Annotated in this window: 15 protein-coding genes; 3 read left to right on the top strand and 12 right to left on the bottom strand. The window is 60.3% G+C overall.

The annotated features are described in order from the left end of the window. Window positions 1-188: 188 nt before the first annotated feature. The 8 genes from PLH32_06935 to PLH32_06900 all read right to left on the bottom strand — a co-directional run bounded on the left by PLH32_06935 (window position 189) and on the right by PLH32_06900 (window position 9,183). On the bottom strand, window positions 189-2,282 hold the full coding sequence (locus PLH32_06935; protein HQJ64331.1) for a putative glycoside hydrolase: 2,094 nt from the start codon (window positions 2,280-2,282) through the stop codon (window positions 189-191). Window positions 2,283-2,384: 102 nt separating this feature from the next. Next, window positions 2,385-3,812, bottom strand: a complete 1,428-nt coding sequence (locus tag PLH32_06930; protein HQJ64330.1) for a sugar transferase — start codon at window positions 3,810-3,812, stop codon at window positions 2,385-2,387. Window positions 3,813-4,038: 226 nt separating this feature from the next. After that, window positions 4,039-5,361: a helix-turn-helix domain-containing protein gene (locus PLH32_06925; protein ID HQJ64329.1), complete on the bottom strand. Its 1,323-nt coding sequence runs from the start codon at window positions 5,359-5,361 to the stop codon at window positions 4,039-4,041. 220 nt (window positions 5,362-5,581) lie between these two features. Then, complete coding sequence (locus PLH32_06920; GenBank protein HQJ64328.1) at window positions 5,582-6,922, bottom strand: MFS transporter; 1,341 nt, start codon at window positions 6,920-6,922, stop codon at window positions 5,582-5,584. Continuing rightward, window positions 6,919-7,338, bottom strand: coding sequence for a hypothetical protein (locus tag PLH32_06915; GenBank protein ID HQJ64327.1), 420 nt, complete (start codon window positions 7,336-7,338; stop codon window positions 6,919-6,921). The genes PLH32_06920 and PLH32_06915 overlap by 4 nt, the downstream gene beginning before the upstream one ends. A gap of 14 nt (window positions 7,339-7,352) precedes the next feature. Then, complete coding sequence (locus tag PLH32_06910) at window positions 7,353-7,925, bottom strand: GTPase domain-containing protein (GenBank protein ID HQJ64326.1); 573 nt, start codon at window positions 7,923-7,925, stop codon at window positions 7,353-7,355. Window position 7,926: 1 nt separating this feature from the next. Beyond that, window positions 7,927-8,439, bottom strand: coding sequence for a roadblock/LC7 domain-containing protein (locus tag PLH32_06905; protein ID HQJ64325.1), 513 nt, complete (start codon window positions 8,437-8,439; stop codon window positions 7,927-7,929). A 15-nt stretch (window positions 8,440-8,454) separates the two neighbouring features. Then, on the bottom strand, window positions 8,455-9,183 hold the full coding sequence (locus PLH32_06900) for a metallophosphoesterase family protein (protein ID HQJ64324.1): 729 nt from the start codon (window positions 9,181-9,183) through the stop codon (window positions 8,455-8,457). A gap of 134 nt (window positions 9,184-9,317) precedes the next feature. On the opposite strand from PLH32_06900, the gene PLH32_06895 reads away from it, so the two are divergent. The 3 genes from PLH32_06895 to PLH32_06885 are packed head-to-tail and all read left to right on the top strand — an operon-like array spanning window position 9,318 to window position 11,294. Continuing rightward, on the top strand, window positions 9,318-9,839 hold the full coding sequence (locus PLH32_06895) for a ferritin family protein (protein HQJ64323.1): 522 nt from the start codon (window positions 9,318-9,320) through the stop codon (window positions 9,837-9,839). Between the two features lie 29 nt (window positions 9,840-9,868). After that, on the top strand, window positions 9,869-10,768 hold the full coding sequence (locus PLH32_06890; GenBank protein HQJ64322.1) for an arylamine N-acetyltransferase: 900 nt from the start codon (window positions 9,869-9,871) through the stop codon (window positions 10,766-10,768). Further along, the gene (locus PLH32_06885) at window positions 10,755-11,294 is read left to right on the top strand and encodes a DUF4416 family protein (GenBank protein ID HQJ64321.1); all 540 of its coding nucleotides are present in this window, start codon (window positions 10,755-10,757) and stop codon (window positions 11,292-11,294) included. The genes PLH32_06890 and PLH32_06885 overlap by 14 nt, the downstream gene beginning before the upstream one ends. A gap of 8 nt (window positions 11,295-11,302) precedes the next feature. Here the strand turns inward: PLH32_06885 and PLH32_06880 are convergent, their stop codons facing one another. The 4 genes from PLH32_06880 to PLH32_06865 form a co-directional block, all read right to left on the bottom strand. Further along, window positions 11,303-12,580, bottom strand: a complete 1,278-nt coding sequence (locus PLH32_06880; protein ID HQJ64320.1) for a pyruvate dehydrogenase complex dihydrolipoamide acetyltransferase — start codon at window positions 12,578-12,580, stop codon at window positions 11,303-11,305. Window positions 12,581-12,604: 24 nt separating this feature from the next. Then, a complete protein-coding gene (locus PLH32_06875; protein ID HQJ64319.1) occupies window positions 12,605-13,582 on the bottom strand; it encodes a pyruvate dehydrogenase complex E1 component subunit beta in 978 nt (325 codons plus the stop codon). 82 nt (window positions 13,583-13,664) lie between these two features. After that, window positions 13,665-14,624 (bottom strand): pyruvate dehydrogenase (acetyl-transferring) E1 component subunit alpha, encoded by a 960-nt coding sequence (gene pdhA, locus PLH32_06870; protein ID HQJ64318.1) that lies wholly within the window; start codon window positions 14,622-14,624, stop codon window positions 13,665-13,667. A 100-nt stretch (window positions 14,625-14,724) separates the two neighbouring features. After that, window positions 14,725-15,825: a gamma-glutamyl-gamma-aminobutyrate hydrolase family protein gene (locus tag PLH32_06865; GenBank protein ID HQJ64317.1), complete on the bottom strand. Its 1,101-nt coding sequence runs from the start codon at window positions 15,823-15,825 to the stop codon at window positions 14,725-14,727. Between the last annotated feature and the right edge of the window lie 2 nt (window positions 15,826-15,827).

The following is a 15,827-nucleotide window of genomic DNA, read 5'->3' as shown; positions in this document are numbered from 1 at the left end:
CCTCTCGCGCCTGCTCGAAGTGGCGGGTGGGTGCGAGAGGGCAGGCGGACTGGGTAGGTGCGAGAGAGCGGGTGGCGCACAAGCCAGCCCCTCTCGCGCCTGCTCGAAGTGGCGGGTGGGTGCGAGAGGGCAGGCGGACTGGGTGGGTTCGAGAGAGGTTGCAGGGCGGGAGTGGCCGCCGCGGCGGCCTACCGGACCAGCCGGAGATCCACAGGGCGCCGCGGCGGCGTCACGTCCGGCACCACGCGCTTGAGATAGCGGAAACGCATGGCATCGGCGGCGACATAGCCGTTGCCGCGGTTGGAGAGGCGCACATAGCTGCCGGTGCCGCCGGGCAACCAGAGGATGGCGATGCGGTTCCAGCGGCCGTAGTTTTTGGTCTGATCGATGATGCCGCTGAGCTTTTTAGTGCCGGCTACCACCGCCTCGAAGGGCACATTATCGGCCTCCTGATAGGCCGACGGGGTCTCTCCGACCATCGGATGCCATTCGCTGATCTCGTACCAGCCGGCCACGCCGATTGTGGGACGGAAGGTGGCCCAGCCGGCGCTCTCGTTCGGGGAGCTGTAATAATAACCGATGCCGGTCGAGTCCGAGGCCACCCACTGCGAGAAGCAGCGGTTTCGGGAGGCGATATCAACATTCTCGTTGCCGCGATCCGGCACCGGCCGGAAACCGGCATCGAACTGGGCACGCGCGGTCCCCGGCGAGGTGTCATTGAAATAGCAGGTTCCGACGATGATGTCGGCCACCACCGTATCAGGATGCGACAGCAGGATGATACCGTCGCCGGTGTTATTTTTGGCCGGGATTTTCGTTTCACCCAGGAGGTCAACCGTGGTGAAAAGCTGGCCGTTATTGATGCTTGGCGTCAACGGAGTCCGTTGCCCGCCGAGGAATCGGTAGTAGGGCCCCTGGTAGCCTGGCAGACCGGCCAGCATGGCGCTGGTGACCGTGACGTTCTGGCCCGAGGCATTGCAAATCGCCGCCCCCTTGTCGAAAAAGCGCACATAGACATCAGTCAATCCGGGGATTTTGCGCGCAGCGCCGCGGGGAAAGCCAAGGTCGAGGTCGAATTCGTCGTACCAGAGCGAGAGGCTGTACTCGTTACCGAAGGTCATACCATAATAGGCACCGGACATCAGAGCGGCGGTCAGGCCATAGCGGATCCGTTTATAATCCATGCTCTGGTTCAAGTTCGTGACGTTATCTTCGATGAGGGTGAAGAGGGTGTCGTGTGCCGTCTCCCAGAGCTGGTTGACGCGGATGAGTTCAGGGGCGGTATAGGCAAAGCGCATAAAGCCCTCCCACTCCATGCCGTCGCAATAGCGTATCGGATAGGGATCGCCCTCCTGGGCGGAGCCCATATTGACGGCGACGACGACCGGCTCGCCCGGATGCAGCGATGCGAATTTTTGCCGCTCATAGGGCATCATCTGACGGACGCCCTCGCCCCAGCGGGCATTGACCCAGCTCAGTCCCTTGCCGCTCTCCACAAGATCGTTGCGATGATTGTAGTCGAGGTCGATGGTGGACTGGAAATCATCGCCCCAGAAAAAAAAGCGGAAGGCATCATAAAAGACGCCATCGAAGCGGCTGAAATCCTGCTTGGCGGCATTGAAGCGCTGATCGACAAAATAGGCCCAGACCGGCTGGCCGTTGATGGGCGGGGCAAAAGCGGTGACGTTGTGGAGATAGCCGAAACCCTGAAAACGCGATGGCCGTTTGACCGTATCGCCGATGGCATGGACGACGTTGAGGGCATAATCGCCACTCACGGGGATGCCGTAGATTGTGGTGTCGGTGAAACCGGTGAAGGAGATCCAGTCGTTGGCGCCAACCAGGGCGTAAATATCGTCGTTGAGGGCATTGGTTTTGAAGCCCGCAGTCGATTTGACGCGAATCTGGGTGTCGCCGGGCTGTGCTGCAGCTCTCAAGCTGTCGAACCAGCTGGAATAGATAAAGCAAGCGGGCGGCCAGACGGGATTGCCGGGCCAGATCCCCTGCCGCGAGGTGCCGAGGATGATGGTGTTGGGATTGAGTGCGTGAATGCTATCGTTGAGGGCATAGGCGTTGATCCCGCCGCCCCCGTGAATGGCGAGGTCATAGCGGCTGAAAAAATACTGGGCCGCCCCGCCGGCAATGCCGCCAGGGCGCTGGAAGACCAGACGGGGAAAGGGGGGCCGATACTCCCGCGCCGGCAGCCGGCCGGGCGCCAGAGCAAGCACAAGGAGAGCCGGACCAAGGATGCGCAGACGGGATCGGAAGAACGCAGTGAACATCGGTATCTCCTCAGAGAACTGCAGGGTCAAAGTACAACGAACTACCTCTTTAATTACCTGCAGGAGGAGCCGAATGCAGAAATCCGCGCGGTGCCGGCCGGCCTATTCGCCCGAGGCCCGGACCACCTCCGGGATGGTGCGCAGCATGATTTTCAGGTCGAGCCAGATCGACCACTCATCAATATATTTCAAGTCGAGCCGCATCCATTCGTTGAAGCGCAGCCGGTGGCGGCCGCTGATCTGCCAGAGGCAGGTCAATCCGGGGCGCATCGTGAAGCGCCGGCTTGGCCATTGTTCATAGATGTTGTTGACATCGCGCACCGGCAGGGGACGCGGCCCGACCAGGCTCATCTCGCCGCGCAGGACGTTGATGAGCTGGGGAATCTCATCGATGCTGGTGCGGCGCAGCCAGCGCCCCACCGGCGTGATGCGCGGGTCCCTGGCGATCTTGAAGGCCGCGCCGTCCGCCTCGTTGAGATGCTCGAGCTGGGATTGCAGCGCCTCGGCTCCCTCCACCATGGTGCGGAATTTGTAGATTCGGAAGCGGCGGCGGTTTAAACCCACACGCTGCTGTTTGAAAAAGACAGGTCCCGGCGAGCTGCAGACAATGAGGAGGCTGACCACGAGAAAGAGCGGCGCCAGCAGGATGAGACCCATCGCGGCCACGATGAAATCAATCAGGCGCTTGAGGAGCAGATGGGTGGCCCGGGGCTGACCGTAGCAGCGCAAGTTAAGCATGGGGATGCCGTTGAGTTCGTAGGCCGCCGTCCCCGCCGTGTTCAGGTCCATCAGATCGGAGGGCACCCGGCAGGGGATGCGCTCCTCGTCGCACAACCGTGTGATCTGGCGGATCTGTTCAAAGTAGGTCTGGACGGGCAGGGCGATGAAAACTTCGTCAACCTCGTGCCGCGCCAGATAATCAGGAAAGGCATCCAGAGTACACAACCACTTGCCCTGCCAAAGCCGGGTATTCTGGGGATGGTCATCGACAAAGCCGCGCAGCCGGTAACCGAGGTCGGCGCGGTAGAGGACCTTCTGTGCGAGATCAACCGCCTCCGGGCCGCTGCCGACAAAGACAACGTCGCGCAGATTGCGGCCGCGGTTGCGCAAGAAGACCAGCCCTTCGCGCACCACGGCGCGGCTGGCGATCGCAGCGATCAGCGAGAGAGGATAAAAGATGAGAAAATACTCCTTGCCCGGCGCCGCGGTGATCAGCAGGGCCAGCGCTGCAGCAATCAGGGTTCCGAGGGTGACAGCCCTGGCGATGTCGAACCACTCGCGCGCGCGCCCATCGAGACGGCGGATCTCGTAAAGACCAAAGTGCGCGAAGAGGCGGTTCCAGGCGATGAGGAGCGCAGCGAGGGCCAGCCCCCCTGCAGGCGTGATGATTTCAGGCGAAAGATGGAGGTGCCATCCCCCTGTCAGAAGCCGGGCCTGCAGCAGCGCAGCGCCCGTCAAGGTACCGAGTAGGACCCCAAGATCGAGGATGCGGGTTCCTTTCGCCAGCAGCTTTTTCCGTAAGGTGCCCATACGAATCCCATGGTTGAAAAGGATCGGCGAAGTTGCAGAACGGTGTGTGTGCCGGAGCAACGGCACATTATGCGACAGAAATAGCAATCTGCGTGCCAGAAGGCGGGATGGAGTACTACGGAGAACGATCTTTGAAAATAATGGGGTTACATAAATGTAATCAGCGACGGAGACCAGGCGGGGTCCGGCGAATCGTTCATTTTAGCGACAATGTCATTCTTTTTTACTACTCACGCGCCGCGGGCGACTCCGACTCGCTGTAAATCAGGCCGTATTTTTTCATCTTGTTGTAAAGGGTGCCGCGGCTGATGCCGAGGGCAGCGGCGGTGCGGCTGACATTGCCGTTGTGTTGTAACAAGACCTTGCGGATCACCACCTGCTCGACGTCATCCAACTGCGTGGTGGGGGCGCCGAAGACCATCGAGGAGTGTTCTGCAGCGGTCTCTAGACCGGCGGCCTGCAGGGCCTGCGACTCGATCCACATGGTCCGGCTCATGATGGCAGCGCGCTGCAAGATGGTGTTGAGTTCGCGGATGTTCCCCGCAAGGGTTTGGCCGCGCAGCAGCGAAAGGGCTTCGGGCTGCAGTTCGCGATTCGGCAGGTCCAGCTCCGGGGTGATCTGTTGGAGCAGGACCTGGCACAGGCGCGGCAGGTCGGCCTGGCGCTGCATCAGGTTGGGCAGATGCACCAGGCTGGCGCCGATGCGGTTGAAGAGATTCTCCGCGGCCTCATCCGGGGCGTCGGTGCTAAGGCCAAGGAGACGGATGCCGGAGGTGGGCTGGATCTGTTTTTGTTCCTCGATGAAATGGGCAAGACGGTTTTGCACCGAGACGGGCAAGGCATGACTCTGTTCGAGGAGCAGGGTGGCGTCGTAGGTAGGTGAAAGCAGTCCGCCACGGGTGCCGAAGAGTTCAAGGAGAAGATCGCCGGAGGTTTTGTTGGCGCAGGCCACTCGCAACAGGGGCTGGAAGCGGCGCGGGCTGAGAAAATGGAGAAGACGAGCGAAGTAGGTCTTGCCGACGCCCTCTTCACCGCAGAAAAGGATGTGGGTCTCCTTGCGGGCGAGTTCCCCGATTGTCTGCAAAATGCGCAGCATCTCCTCGCCGCTGCCGACCACCGGGCCGAGGTCGCGTTCGCGGCGCCAGCCCAACCGCTGGGCAATGCGGAACTGTGGCGAGAGATCGAGCTGCAGGGCGCGGTGGAGTGCCAAAGGGACCTCCTCAGGGAGGACCGGCTGAAGCAGATAATCGGTAGCGCCGAGGCGGATCGCCTGCATCGCCGAGTTAAGATCCGCGGCTGCGACGATGGCAATAAGGGGCTTGGTGGGAAAATGGGCAACAAATTCCTCGATCATTTCGAAATGACGGCGTTCCGCGCTGATGTCCACGATCGCCGCGTCGAAGGTGGCAATCTGCTGCAGACAATAGCGGAACTCTGCCTCGGTGTTGCTGCGCACTACGCGGCCATCCGCTGCGGCAAGGCTGGAGGCCACCGTGCTTATGGTCTTGGCATCCGTCGAGAAGATAAAATACCGTTTCAGATCCGTCATAGCGATTCCCTTATGCGAGCCGGGTCCCGAGATAACACCGTTGTCTAGGCGAAAAAGGTAAACCATTCATGCAAATAACATTCCATGAAAAGTTCCGTCCGCTGCACGCCAACCGTAACCCATACCGCTAAATAACAAGGCCTTGTATATTTATGCAATGTGCCGCTGTCGTCTCCGCACAAGACATTGCACTATCCTGAAACAGCAGCATGCATCCGGTTCAATGCCGTGGCAGCCGCTGGTGGTGATCCGGCACCCGCCGCAGCAGCCAGGCGCCGGCCGCCATATTCAGCGCCAGGGCCGCAATCGCCGCCTTGTATTTGACGGCCGGGCCGAATGAAGCCAGAACCCAAGTGACGCTGCTCCAGATGATCGGCCCCACCACGGCGGCTACTTTCCCCGAGAGCGCATAGAGGCCGAAAAACTCACCCAGCTTTTCGCCGGGGACCAGCGAAATGAGCAGCGGCCGGGCCGAGGTCCAGACCGATCCCATCAGCATGCCGATGATACAACCGGACACCCAGAAAAGGGCACGGCTGCTCGAGCTGATCACCACCGTCAGGCTGACCACCCAAAGGATGATGACCCACGTCAGGGTCTTTTTTGGGCCATAGTGGTCGGTCAGAATGCCGCAAAGCGCAGAGCCGACAATGGCCGAGGGAATGATGACGATGAAAAACTGGTTGGCCTCAGCCAGGGTGAAGCCCATCACCGCCTGGGTGTAGACCCCCATGTAGATGATCACCGTTTCGATGCTGTCTTCGTAAAGGAGTTTGGCCAGCAGAAAACGCGGCAACCCTGGATATTGACGGGAATCGACCAGGGCCTTGAAGGTCTTGCGGTACGAGGCCCTCAGGTTCCAGGCCGCCTGCTCCCCGAAGGGCACGCGGGGTTCCTTGACGAAGAGGAAAACAGGTATGGCAAAGATCAGAAAAACCAGCGCTGTGGGCACGAAGGCGGCGGTAGTACCGCCGGCGGTGATGCCGGGAATCCGCAGTCCATAAAATTGGCCGTCGACGAAAAGGGCGGCCACAGCCAGGCCGATGATGGAGCCCATATAGCCGACCGCAACGCCGTATCCGGAGACGCGGCCGATGGTGCGCGGCGTGCTCACCGCGGGCAGCAGGGCGTTGTAAAAGACCAGCCCCCCCTGGTAGCTGTAGTTGGCCAGGATGAAAACCATCATGACCAGGGGAATGAGGAGGCTGAGGCTGCTTACATGGGTGCCGAGCAGGCCGAGGGCCGCGGTACCCGCGATGCAGATCCCGGTGAACAGCCCGAGCAACAGCATCTTGCCGCCGCGCAGATCCGACCAGTCCCCCAGCACTGGCATGGTCAATGCGACCAGGATCATTGAGAACGAGTTGGCGAAAGAGACGATGAAATCACTCTGGCCGAGTTTGAGAATGATCCAGGTGCCAAAGTAAAGCGAGACAACGTTCATCGAATAGGCCGTATTGGCCAGATCGTAGAGGATCCACGAGAGAGTGGCGATGGCCCTTGGCTTGATGGATCCGCCAACCTCCTCGATACGGGCCGGGGCTGGCGTTGCCGGGCTCACGGAACCGCCTGCGCTTCGATGAGCCGGCACAGCCGATTGGCCAGGCCGCGGTAGCTCCGCTGCGCCGGGATGACGAGAAGCAACAGAGCCGTCTGGCCGAATACCGAGAGATAGCGGAAGACGAGCCGTTTGCCCTCGCCATCCTCGATGACCGTTTCCTTGAGAGCGCCAAGGCCGCTCATCTTTTTAATCACCGGTTTCAGCTTGGCCATCATCACGGCAAATTCGACGGCATGGTCCTCGCGGAGCAGCCCGCTGCTGGCCACATGCGAGGCGAGCAGCAAGCCCTCGCGGCTGAAAAGATAAACCGCATCGAACCCGCCGATCCGGACCATCTCCTGCATCTCGCGCCGGGCTGCTTCGTGAAAAGGGAGGGCAGGTTCAGGACCGATTCTATGGAATGCGGGCTGGGCCATTCTCGTCTCTTTGTTCATAATCGCTTCAGCAGCAATTGGATGACGCCGCGCAAGGTTTCAAATACGGCGATTCCCCGGGTGGCGACGGCCTCGTAATAGGGCACCTGGAGGAAATTGAGCGTCGCTTCCATCTCGGCCACCGTCTCGATCTCCGGCAGATCGCGCTTGTTGTACTGCAGGACCCAGGGGAAACGCGCCAGGGTTTTCTGCTGCTGTATCAGCTTCAGCTCCAGGTCCATCAGCGTATCCAGATTGTCCTGCCGCCGGGATGATTGCGAATCGGCGACAAAGACCACCGCGTCTGCGCCACGGAGGACAATCTTGCGGCTTGGAGCATAATAGAGCTGCCCCGGAATGGTGTAAAGATGAAAGCGGGGCTTCTTGCCCTTAATGGCGCCAAGAGAAAGTTCGAAAAAATCAAAATAGAGGGTGCGTTCTTCGGGTGATTTCAGCACCACCAGCCGGCTGCGCAGTGCAGGTTCCAGATGGGCGTGCAAATACTCCAGATTGGTGGTCTTGCCGCCGAGACCGGGACCGTAATAGACGATTTTGAAGACAATTTCTTGCCGGAGCCAGTCAATATGCATATCAACGAGGCCGCAGACTGCGGTCGAGCTGCTTTGCGAGCAGATCGCGGAACTCGAAATCGAGGAACTGTCGGGTTTGCTCGCTCTCCTGTTTCAGCGACTGGAGGTAGCGGCCGATCTTCTCGACGGCATAATGGGCGAGCACCCGGATAATGCCCAGCGCGACCGAATTATCGAAAACCACCAGGAGGAAATAGTCCGACCCCACCGCGCAGAGATAGAGGCTGCGTTGGCTGCCCTCGTGATAGAGAAACCGGAAGCGCGTCTCTGGTCCGATCAGACGCGAGATCTCGGCGGTGGCGGCGAAATCACCGGCTGCGAGGGCGGTGAGGGCAGCCAGGTCCAGGGTATCGGCATCGCCGCGATGGACCACCGGATAGCCGTTCATATCGGCGAAGAGGGCAAGACGCGCCTGGGAGCGGCTCAGCAGCTCCTCAAGGATATGAGCGATCTGATGATAAGCCGTTTGTGAGAGGACCACGCGTTTGCCGTTCTTGCGTTGCTGCATTTCCATTGGTCGCCCACTCTCTTAGTAACCCTTTTGCAAGCGCTGGATCAGGAAGTCAGGCAGATGAGACTCGGCCATCAAGGCTTGCGTCCGCTCGACCGGATACTCCACCCGCTTGAACTCGATCAGTCCTTTCTCCCGGTCATAGAGGACAAAGCAGGCGCGCGGGTCGCCGTCGCGCGGCTGTCCAACACTTCCGACATTGATGATATAGCGAAACTGGTCGTCCAGCAGGAGCCGCTTCGGACGGAAGGCGGTAATCCGCCCCTCCGGCGTTAAGATAAAGCCACCCGGCATGTGGGAGTGGCCGATAAAGCAGAACGGTTCAGTGAAAGCGGCGAACTGACGTTCCGCTTCCCGGATGGAGAGCAGGTACTCCCAGGCACGAGGATTTGCAGGCGAAGCATGGACGAAGAGGTCGCCCTCCCGCCGTCCGATGAGCGTATAGCCTGCGATTGCGGCTCGCGTCTCCGACGTGATCGTCCTTCGGGTCCAGAGCGCGGCTCGCAAGGCATATTCATTGAAGGAAAAGGGATTGGTCCGCCCCAGCACGGCATCGTCATGGTTGCCGAGGATGGCAAGCACAACCCGGTCGCCAAGCACGGCTACACATTCATCCGGCTGCGGACCGTAGCCAACTGCATCACCCAGAAAGAAAAGTTCGTCACACGACTCGGCATCAACAGCGCGCAACACCTGCTCGAGAGCCTGCAGATTTCCATGCACATCCGAAATGATGCCCCAGCGCATAGCACTTCCTCTGCGATATGTAGAATATAGCACATACCCGCGCGCGAATCAAGCATTATTTGGTTTTTTATTTGCTTCTTTCCGTGCGTAGTGTTAGATTGAGAAGGTTGATGGGTGACAAAAAAGGAGTGTTTATGACCCAAGAGCTCGCGCGCCTGGCGGAATCCATCCGCATGGCCATCGATATGGAAAAATCAGGCCGGGCCTTTTATCTGCAGGCGGCGGAACAGACCGCTCAGGCCACAGGCAAGGCCGTCTTCGCGCGGCTGGCCAAGGAAGAGACCCTGCACCTGCTCACCTTCGAACGCATGCTCGACGCGGATGCCGGTCTGGGCGCTTGGCGCGAGTGGCTCAAGGAATTCCCGGAGCACCCGCCGCTGCCGGTCTTCGGGGAAAAGGCCCGGCAGTCGATCCGCGATGACTCCATGGATGAACTCCAGGCCCTGCGCGTCGCCATGCAGCAGGAACGGGAAGCCATCGAGTATTACGGCCGGGTCGCCGCCGGCGCCCGCGAGGAAGCCGTGGCGGGCATCTTTTCTTTCGTCCGCGAGCAGGAGCTTTACCACTATGATCTGCTGCAGGCCGAGTACGACTCCATCACCCAATCCGGATTCTGGTTCGATTCGGCGGAATTCCGGATGGACGGCAAGTTCTGAGGGCACATGCCGCAACCTTCAGGAATTCCATGACTGACCCACTCGCCCCCCCTCTCAATCCCTGGCGCCATGCTGCTGCGGTGCGCCATTTTCTCGGCCATTTCGGCCTCGCAGCCGGCGCGCCCGACCACCTCCAGCTCGAGAAGGTGCTCTTCCATTTTTCGCGGCTGCCGTATGAGAACATCAGCAAGATCGTCAAGCTCAACCACCATTTTCGCACGATCGAGCGCATCCGTCTCCCCGAGGAGGTCATGGACGATTATGTGCGCCATAACCTCGGCGGCACCTGTTTTTCACTCTCCTTCTTCCTCCAGTGCATCCTGCTCCACCTCGGGTACAGCGCGTATATCGTGATGGCCGATATGGGTTCCCGTCGTAATGTCCACTGCGCCCTGATTGTCGAGCTGCAGGGTGGCAAATTCCTGGTTGATCCCGGTTATCTTCTCACCCGCGCCATGGCCTTCCATCGTGACCGCTCCAGCATTCACACCAGCCCGCAATCGGGCGTCGAGCTGCGATATGACCATGCGCGCGAACGCTATGCCCTCTCCACCTTCGACCGGCAGGTCAAAAAACTGCGCTATACCTTTGAAGACCGATCCGCCCCGCCGGCGGAATTTCTGCAGCACTGGCTCGACTCATTTTATCAGGGGATGATGCACGGCATTTGTCTGACCCAGCTGCGCGCCGAGGGACTGGTCTACCTGCACGACGATTATCTGCAGATCGCCACCCCTGAGGGCAAGCGCAAACGCCGGCTCAAGCAGGAGTACCCGAGGGTGGTCTCACAGCTTTTTGCTATCGCTCCGGAGTGGATCGAGCGCGCGCAAGTTGCGCTGGCGGAGAATATGGAACTGGAGAAGGTGCATGGTATCTACCGGCCGGGGCCATTGGGGACAGAAAAAGGGAGGGAGAATGAAACCCGTTGAGCCGGCTCCCGTCAAACTGATCTGTGGCATCCTCTTCAGCGATAAAAAGCGCCTCGCCGACGCTCTCGAGGTTCTTGCCGAGCGCTACGGCCGCATCGATTACCGCAGTGCCCTCTACCCTTTCACGATCACCGGGTATTATAACCGCGAGATGGGCGTCCCGATCCAGCGCCTTTTTGTCGCCTTCGAACCCCTGATCAGCCCCGGAGCCCTGGCGGGGATCAAGATCGCCTGCAACGCCCTTGAGGAGGCACTGGCGGTCTCGGGACTGCGCAAGGTCAACCTCGATCCCGGCTACATCGATTACGACAAGTTGGTCCTCGCCTCGGCCAAATACAACGCCCACAAGATCTACCTGGACCAGGGCATCTACGCCGACCCCACCCTCCACTTTGAAAAGGGGGCCTATCTGGCCGCCCCCTGGGCCTTTCCCGATTTCAAATCGGGTCTCTACAACGCGGATTTCCTTCGTATCCGCGCCCGCTACAAGGGTCAGCTGCGCAGACAGCGGGCTGCGTCCGAATAACCCCCTCTTTACAACAGCAGCAGGGCCGGATTCTCGAGAAAAGTCCTGAATTCCTTGAGGAAAAGCGCTCCGGTGGCACCATCGATGATGCGGTGGTCGCAGGAAAGGGTTACTTTCATGCGCCGTCCGATGGCAACCACGCCCTCCCGGATAACGGGTTTCTCGAGGATCGCGCCGACGGCCAGGATGGCCGCTTCGGGGGGATTGATGATGGCGCTGAATTCCTCGATGTCGAACATACCGAGGTTGCTGATGGTGAAGGTCGAGCCGGTGTACTCTTCCGGCGTCAGCTTGCGCGCCTTGGCCTTTTCGATCAGCAGCCTGGACTCCATGGCAATCTGGCCGATGCTTTTGGCGGATGCATTGCGCACGACCGGGGTGATCAAGCCGTCCTCGAGGGCCACCGCCAGGCCGATGTCGGTCTGCCCGTACAGGATGAAGCGGTCGCCGGCGAAAGAGCCGTTGACGCGCGGATGTTTGACCAGGGCAGCCGCGGCCGCCTTGACGATCAGGTCATTGAAGCTGATCTTGATTTCGCTCTGCGCCGCATTCATTTCTGCGCGCAGGGCGACCATCCGCTCCATGTCGATCTCCATGGTGAGATAGAAATGGGGCACGGTGCTCTTGCTCTGAGACATGCGCGCGGCGATCGCGGTCCGCATGGTGTTGAGGGGTTGTTCGCTGCGGCCGGCCGGGGCTGTCGCCGGCGCTGCTATCGCGAGTGCGGCAGCGGCGGCCGCCGACGCCTGGGCGGGCATGGCCGCGAGATCACGGCTGATGATGCGTCCGCCGGTGCCGCTCCCCTGCACCCGGCGCAGATCGATGCCCTTTTCCGCGGCGATCTTGCGCGCCAGGGGTGAGGCCTTGATCCGGACGCTGTCGCTGGTGAGAATGACGTCGGCGGGGGCCATATCCGGCACTGGTGTCACCGGGAGCGGCGCCTCGCTTTTCACTGCAGCGGCCGATGCGGCCGACGGCTCCGCCCCTTTGGCGGCCGCCGCTTCAGGCGCAGTCGCGGCAGCGTCCAGCAGCGCTGTGATATCCTCCCCCTTTTCGCCAATGATCGCCAGTAATCCGCCCACCGGCACCTTACCGCCTTCGGGGACGACGATCTTGAGAAGCGTGCCGGCATCGAAGGCCTCGAGTTCCATGGTCGCCTTGTCGCTTTCAGCTTCGGCGATCACCTCGCCTGCATCCACGGTTTCGCCTTCTCTTTTATGCCACTTCAGCAGGACGCCCAGGGTCATGGTATCGCTGAGCTTGGGCATCGTGAGTTTGCTCGCCATATGCTGTTATCTCCGTTCCGTCAGCTAGACATAGAGTACTTTTTTCACCGAAGCGGCCACCTTTTGCGCGCTGGGCACCACCGCGTGCTCGAGGTTGGCCGCATAGGGCATCGGCACGTCCTCGCTGGTGACGCGGAGGATCGGGGCGTCCAGATGGTCGAAGGCGTTGATATAGATACGGTGGGCGATCTCGGCACCGACGCCGGCATACGGCCAGCCCTCTTCGACGATGACGCAGCGGTTGGTCTTTTCGACGGAGCTGACCAGGAGCTGCTCATCAAGTGGACGCAGGGTGCGCGGGTCGACCACCTCGGCCTCGATCCCCTCAGCGGCCAGAATATGGGCGGCCTCGAGGGCGACATGAATCATCTTGGACCAGGCGATAATCGTCACATCCTTGCCCGCGCGTTTGATGTCGCCGACCCCGATCGGCACGATATGCTCCCCCTCTGGCACCTCGCCCTTGTAGCCATAGGCCACCTCGCTCTCGAAAAAGACGACGGGATTGTCGTCGCGGATGGCCGCCTTGAGCATCCCCTTGCCGTCGGCCGGTACGCTCGGGGCCATGACGATCAGTCCGGGGATGTGGCAGAGCCACGATTCGAGCGACTGCGAGTGTTGGGCGCCGAGCTGATGGGCGGAGCCGTTGGCGCCGCGGAAAACAATAGGCATTTTAATCTGGCCGCCCGACATGTAACGAAGTTTGGCGGCGTTGTTGACGATCTGGTCGAGGGCCAACAGCGAGAAATTCCAGGTCATGAATTCGATGATCGGGCGCAGGCCCACCTGGGCGGCGCCGACGCCGAGGCCGGCAAAGCCAAGCTCCGCGATCGGGGTATCGATCACCCTTTGCGGACCGAATTTTTCCAAAAGACCCTGGCTCACCTTGTAGGCACCCTGGTAATAACCTACCTCTTCGCCCATCAGGAAGACATTGGGATCGCGCTCCATCTCTTCGGCCATGGCCTGGTTCAGAGCTTCACGAAACGTCAGTACTGGCATGATTTGCTCTCTATTTTTATTTCGATACAGTTCAAGGTAGTTCCACATCGGCCGCTGTGCGTGCAAGGCTGCCGGCGGGTCTTCAGCTCAGGATGTCGGTATAGAGTTCTCCGGGCGCAGGCTCCGGGCTCTTTTCAGCGAAATCGACGGCATCAAGGACGATTTTTTTGATCTCATCCTCGTACTCCTTGATCCGTTCTTCCTTCAGCACGCCCTCGGCGATCAATTTCTCCTGAAAGAGGTGGATGGGGTCCTGTTTTTTCTGATCTTCCACCTCCTCCTTGGTGCGATAGTGAGAGTGGACCGGATCGGACATCGAGTGGCCGCGGAAGCGGTAGGTGCGCGCCTCGATGAGCGTGGGTTCACCGTCGCGGGTGGCGCGGACGACCGCCTCGGCGACAACATCGTGGACGGCCAGGACATCCATGCCGTCGACGGTGGCGCGGGCCATATCGTACGAGCAGGCTTTCTGCGAGAGATCCCAGACAGCCGAGGCGCGCTCGAGCGGCGTGCCCATGCCGTAGCGGTTGTTCTCGATCAGATAGATCACCGGCAGGTGCCAGAGCTTCGCAAGGTTGAGAGATTCGTGGAAAGCGCCCTGGTGCACCGTGCCCTCGCCCATCGAGCAGAGCACTACCTTGTCCTCTTTGCGGTATTTGGCCGCGAAGGCCATGCCGGTGGCTACCGGCACCTGTCCGGCGACGATGCCATGACCGCCGTAGTAGCCTCTCCCGACATCGAAGAGGTGCATCGAGCCCCCCTTGCCTTTCGAAACCCCGGTGGATTTGCCGAAGAGTTCAGCCATCACCAGATTGGGATCGGTGCCCATGGCGAGGATGTGGCCGTGATCGCGGTAAGCCGAGATGAACTGATCGCCGGGGCGGAGGGCGGAGACCGCGCCGACACCGACTGCCTCCTGGCCGATGTAGAGATGACAGAAGCCGCCGATCTTTTGCATGCCGTACATCTGCGCGGTCCGCTCCTCGAAACGGCGGATCAGCAGCATCATACGGTACATTTCCAGCAATTTCTTTTTTTCCATGTCGATCCTCAATGGGTCCGGAATAGGTCAGATAATGCGTTGAAATTCGTTAGTAATACAATAATCAGCCGGTAATTATTTCATCGAGTTCGCAGCGGCATCACTCCGCCGCCTGCAGCAGAGCGGCGAACTGACGCCAGAAGGCAAGGTGAAAGTCCACGCTGCCGTATTGCTGAAGATAGGCGTGCATGGTCACCAGAGTGGTATCGGTCGGACTGAGCTGGTGACCAGTCCCCTCCGGCTCATAGATCGCGCTTTGCTCCGGATGAAACTGCACCCCGAGGACATTTTTATAGCGCTTGTGCGTCAGCGCCTCCACCACCCTGCCGTCCATCGAGGTGGCCGCCACCTGGAGGTCTCGACCCAGCTTCCGGACCGCCTGATGATGGCTGCTGCAAACCAGGGGATGCTCTTGCAGACCCAGATGCATCGCCTGCGCAAAGAAGCCGCCCGGTACGAAACGGAGCGGCTGGAAATGGCACCAGAAGAAATTGCCGTGCGGGTCCAGTTTGGACCAATAGTTGTCGTGGCGCTTCTCCGTGGGCAGGGCGAGATACTCCTCCACATAATGCAACTTGTAGATCTCGCTGGGAATGTCCTGTACCAGCGTACCGCCGGCCGCGACATTCAAGGTTTGCATGCCGAGGCAAAACCCGCGCAGGATGTAACCGGGCTTGTCCTCCAGCAGGGGCCTGAAGGCCGGGTTCTGGCTGCCGCCGAGAAGATGGAAGAGAAAAGAGAGCTCGAAATAATGGCGCTGCGGGGCTTCGAGAACGGTCAGGAGATTGCTTTTTTCCCCGTAGCAGGCTGGCGGGAGATCGTCACCACCGTAAAAGAGCGCGGCATCGCTTTGCATGCAGAGGCGGCGGAAGTCTCCAGTGCAAGGATTCTCGCCATAAAGATTCTCCGGTGTGAGTTCGCCCGCAACGATCTCGAAATCGACCCAGGGGAGCGCACGTTCTGCGATACGGCTCTGGATGGTCGCAAGGTTGCGTTCCACCCGCGCCCCATAAACCGCCGTCAAAGCGGGTCGTGTGAGGGGGACCACCCCGGTCTCGATCATCCGGATCATGGACTCGAGATCGCCCTGCGAGGGATTGATCATCAGGATGCGCGCACGGTCGGTTGCAGCTGCCGTCCCGCCCGCCAGCGCCGGCAGGCTGATGACCAGCAGCATGATCGCAAAAAACACTCTCCTCATCG

The sequence above is a fragment of the bacterium genome, from assembly GCA_035419245.1.
Classification (GTDB): domain Bacteria; phylum Zhuqueibacterota; class Zhuqueibacteria; order Residuimicrobiales; family Residuimicrobiaceae; genus JAKPUX01.
The sequence above is the reverse complement of the archived record's forward strand: the minus strand, read 5'-3'. Positions and strand labels throughout refer to the sequence as shown.

Excerpts from the sequence above, each read along its gene's own strand:
- PLH32_06900 (HQJ64324.1), bottom strand. The coding sequence starts at position 9,183 with ATGCGCTGGGGCATCATTTCGGATGTGCATGGAAATCTGCAGGCTCTC.
- PLH32_06905 (HQJ64325.1), bottom strand. The coding sequence starts at position 8,439 with ATGGAAATGCAGCAACGCAAGAACGGCAAACGCGTGGTCCTCTCACAA.
- PLH32_06865 (HQJ64317.1), bottom strand. The coding sequence starts at position 15,825 with ATGAGGAGAGTGTTTTTTGCGATCATGCTGCTGGTCATCAGCCTGCCG.
- PLH32_06925 (HQJ64329.1), bottom strand. The coding sequence starts at position 5,361 with ATGACGGATCTGAAACGGTATTTTATCTTCTCGACGGATGCCAAGACC.
- PLH32_06935 (HQJ64331.1), bottom strand. The coding sequence starts at position 2,282 with ATGTTCACTGCGTTCTTCCGATCCCGTCTGCGCATCCTTGGTCCGGCT.
- PLH32_06895 (HQJ64323.1), top strand. The coding sequence starts at position 9,318 with ATGACCCAAGAGCTCGCGCGCCTGGCGGAATCCATCCGCATGGCCATC.
- pdhA (HQJ64318.1), bottom strand. The coding sequence starts at position 14,624 with ATGGAAAAAAAGAAATTGCTGGAAATGTACCGTATGATGCTGCTGATC.
- PLH32_06875 (HQJ64319.1), bottom strand. The coding sequence starts at position 13,582 with ATGCCAGTACTGACGTTTCGTGAAGCTCTGAACCAGGCCATGGCCGAA.
- PLH32_06915 (HQJ64327.1), bottom strand. The coding sequence starts at position 7,338 with ATGGCCCAGCCCGCATTCCATAGAATCGGTCCTGAACCTGCCCTCCCT.
- PLH32_06890 (HQJ64322.1), top strand. The coding sequence starts at position 9,869 with ATGACTGACCCACTCGCCCCCCCTCTCAATCCCTGGCGCCATGCTGCT.
- PLH32_06930 (HQJ64330.1), bottom strand. The coding sequence starts at position 3,812 with ATGGGCACCTTACGGAAAAAGCTGCTGGCGAAAGGAACCCGCATCCTC.
- PLH32_06910 (HQJ64326.1), bottom strand. The coding sequence starts at position 7,925 with ATGCATATTGACTGGCTCCGGCAAGAAATTGTCTTCAAAATCGTCTAT.
- PLH32_06885 (HQJ64321.1), top strand. The coding sequence starts at position 10,755 with ATGAAACCCGTTGAGCCGGCTCCCGTCAAACTGATCTGTGGCATCCTC.
- PLH32_06880 (HQJ64320.1), bottom strand. The coding sequence starts at position 12,580 with ATGGCGAGCAAACTCACGATGCCCAAGCTCAGCGATACCATGACCCTG.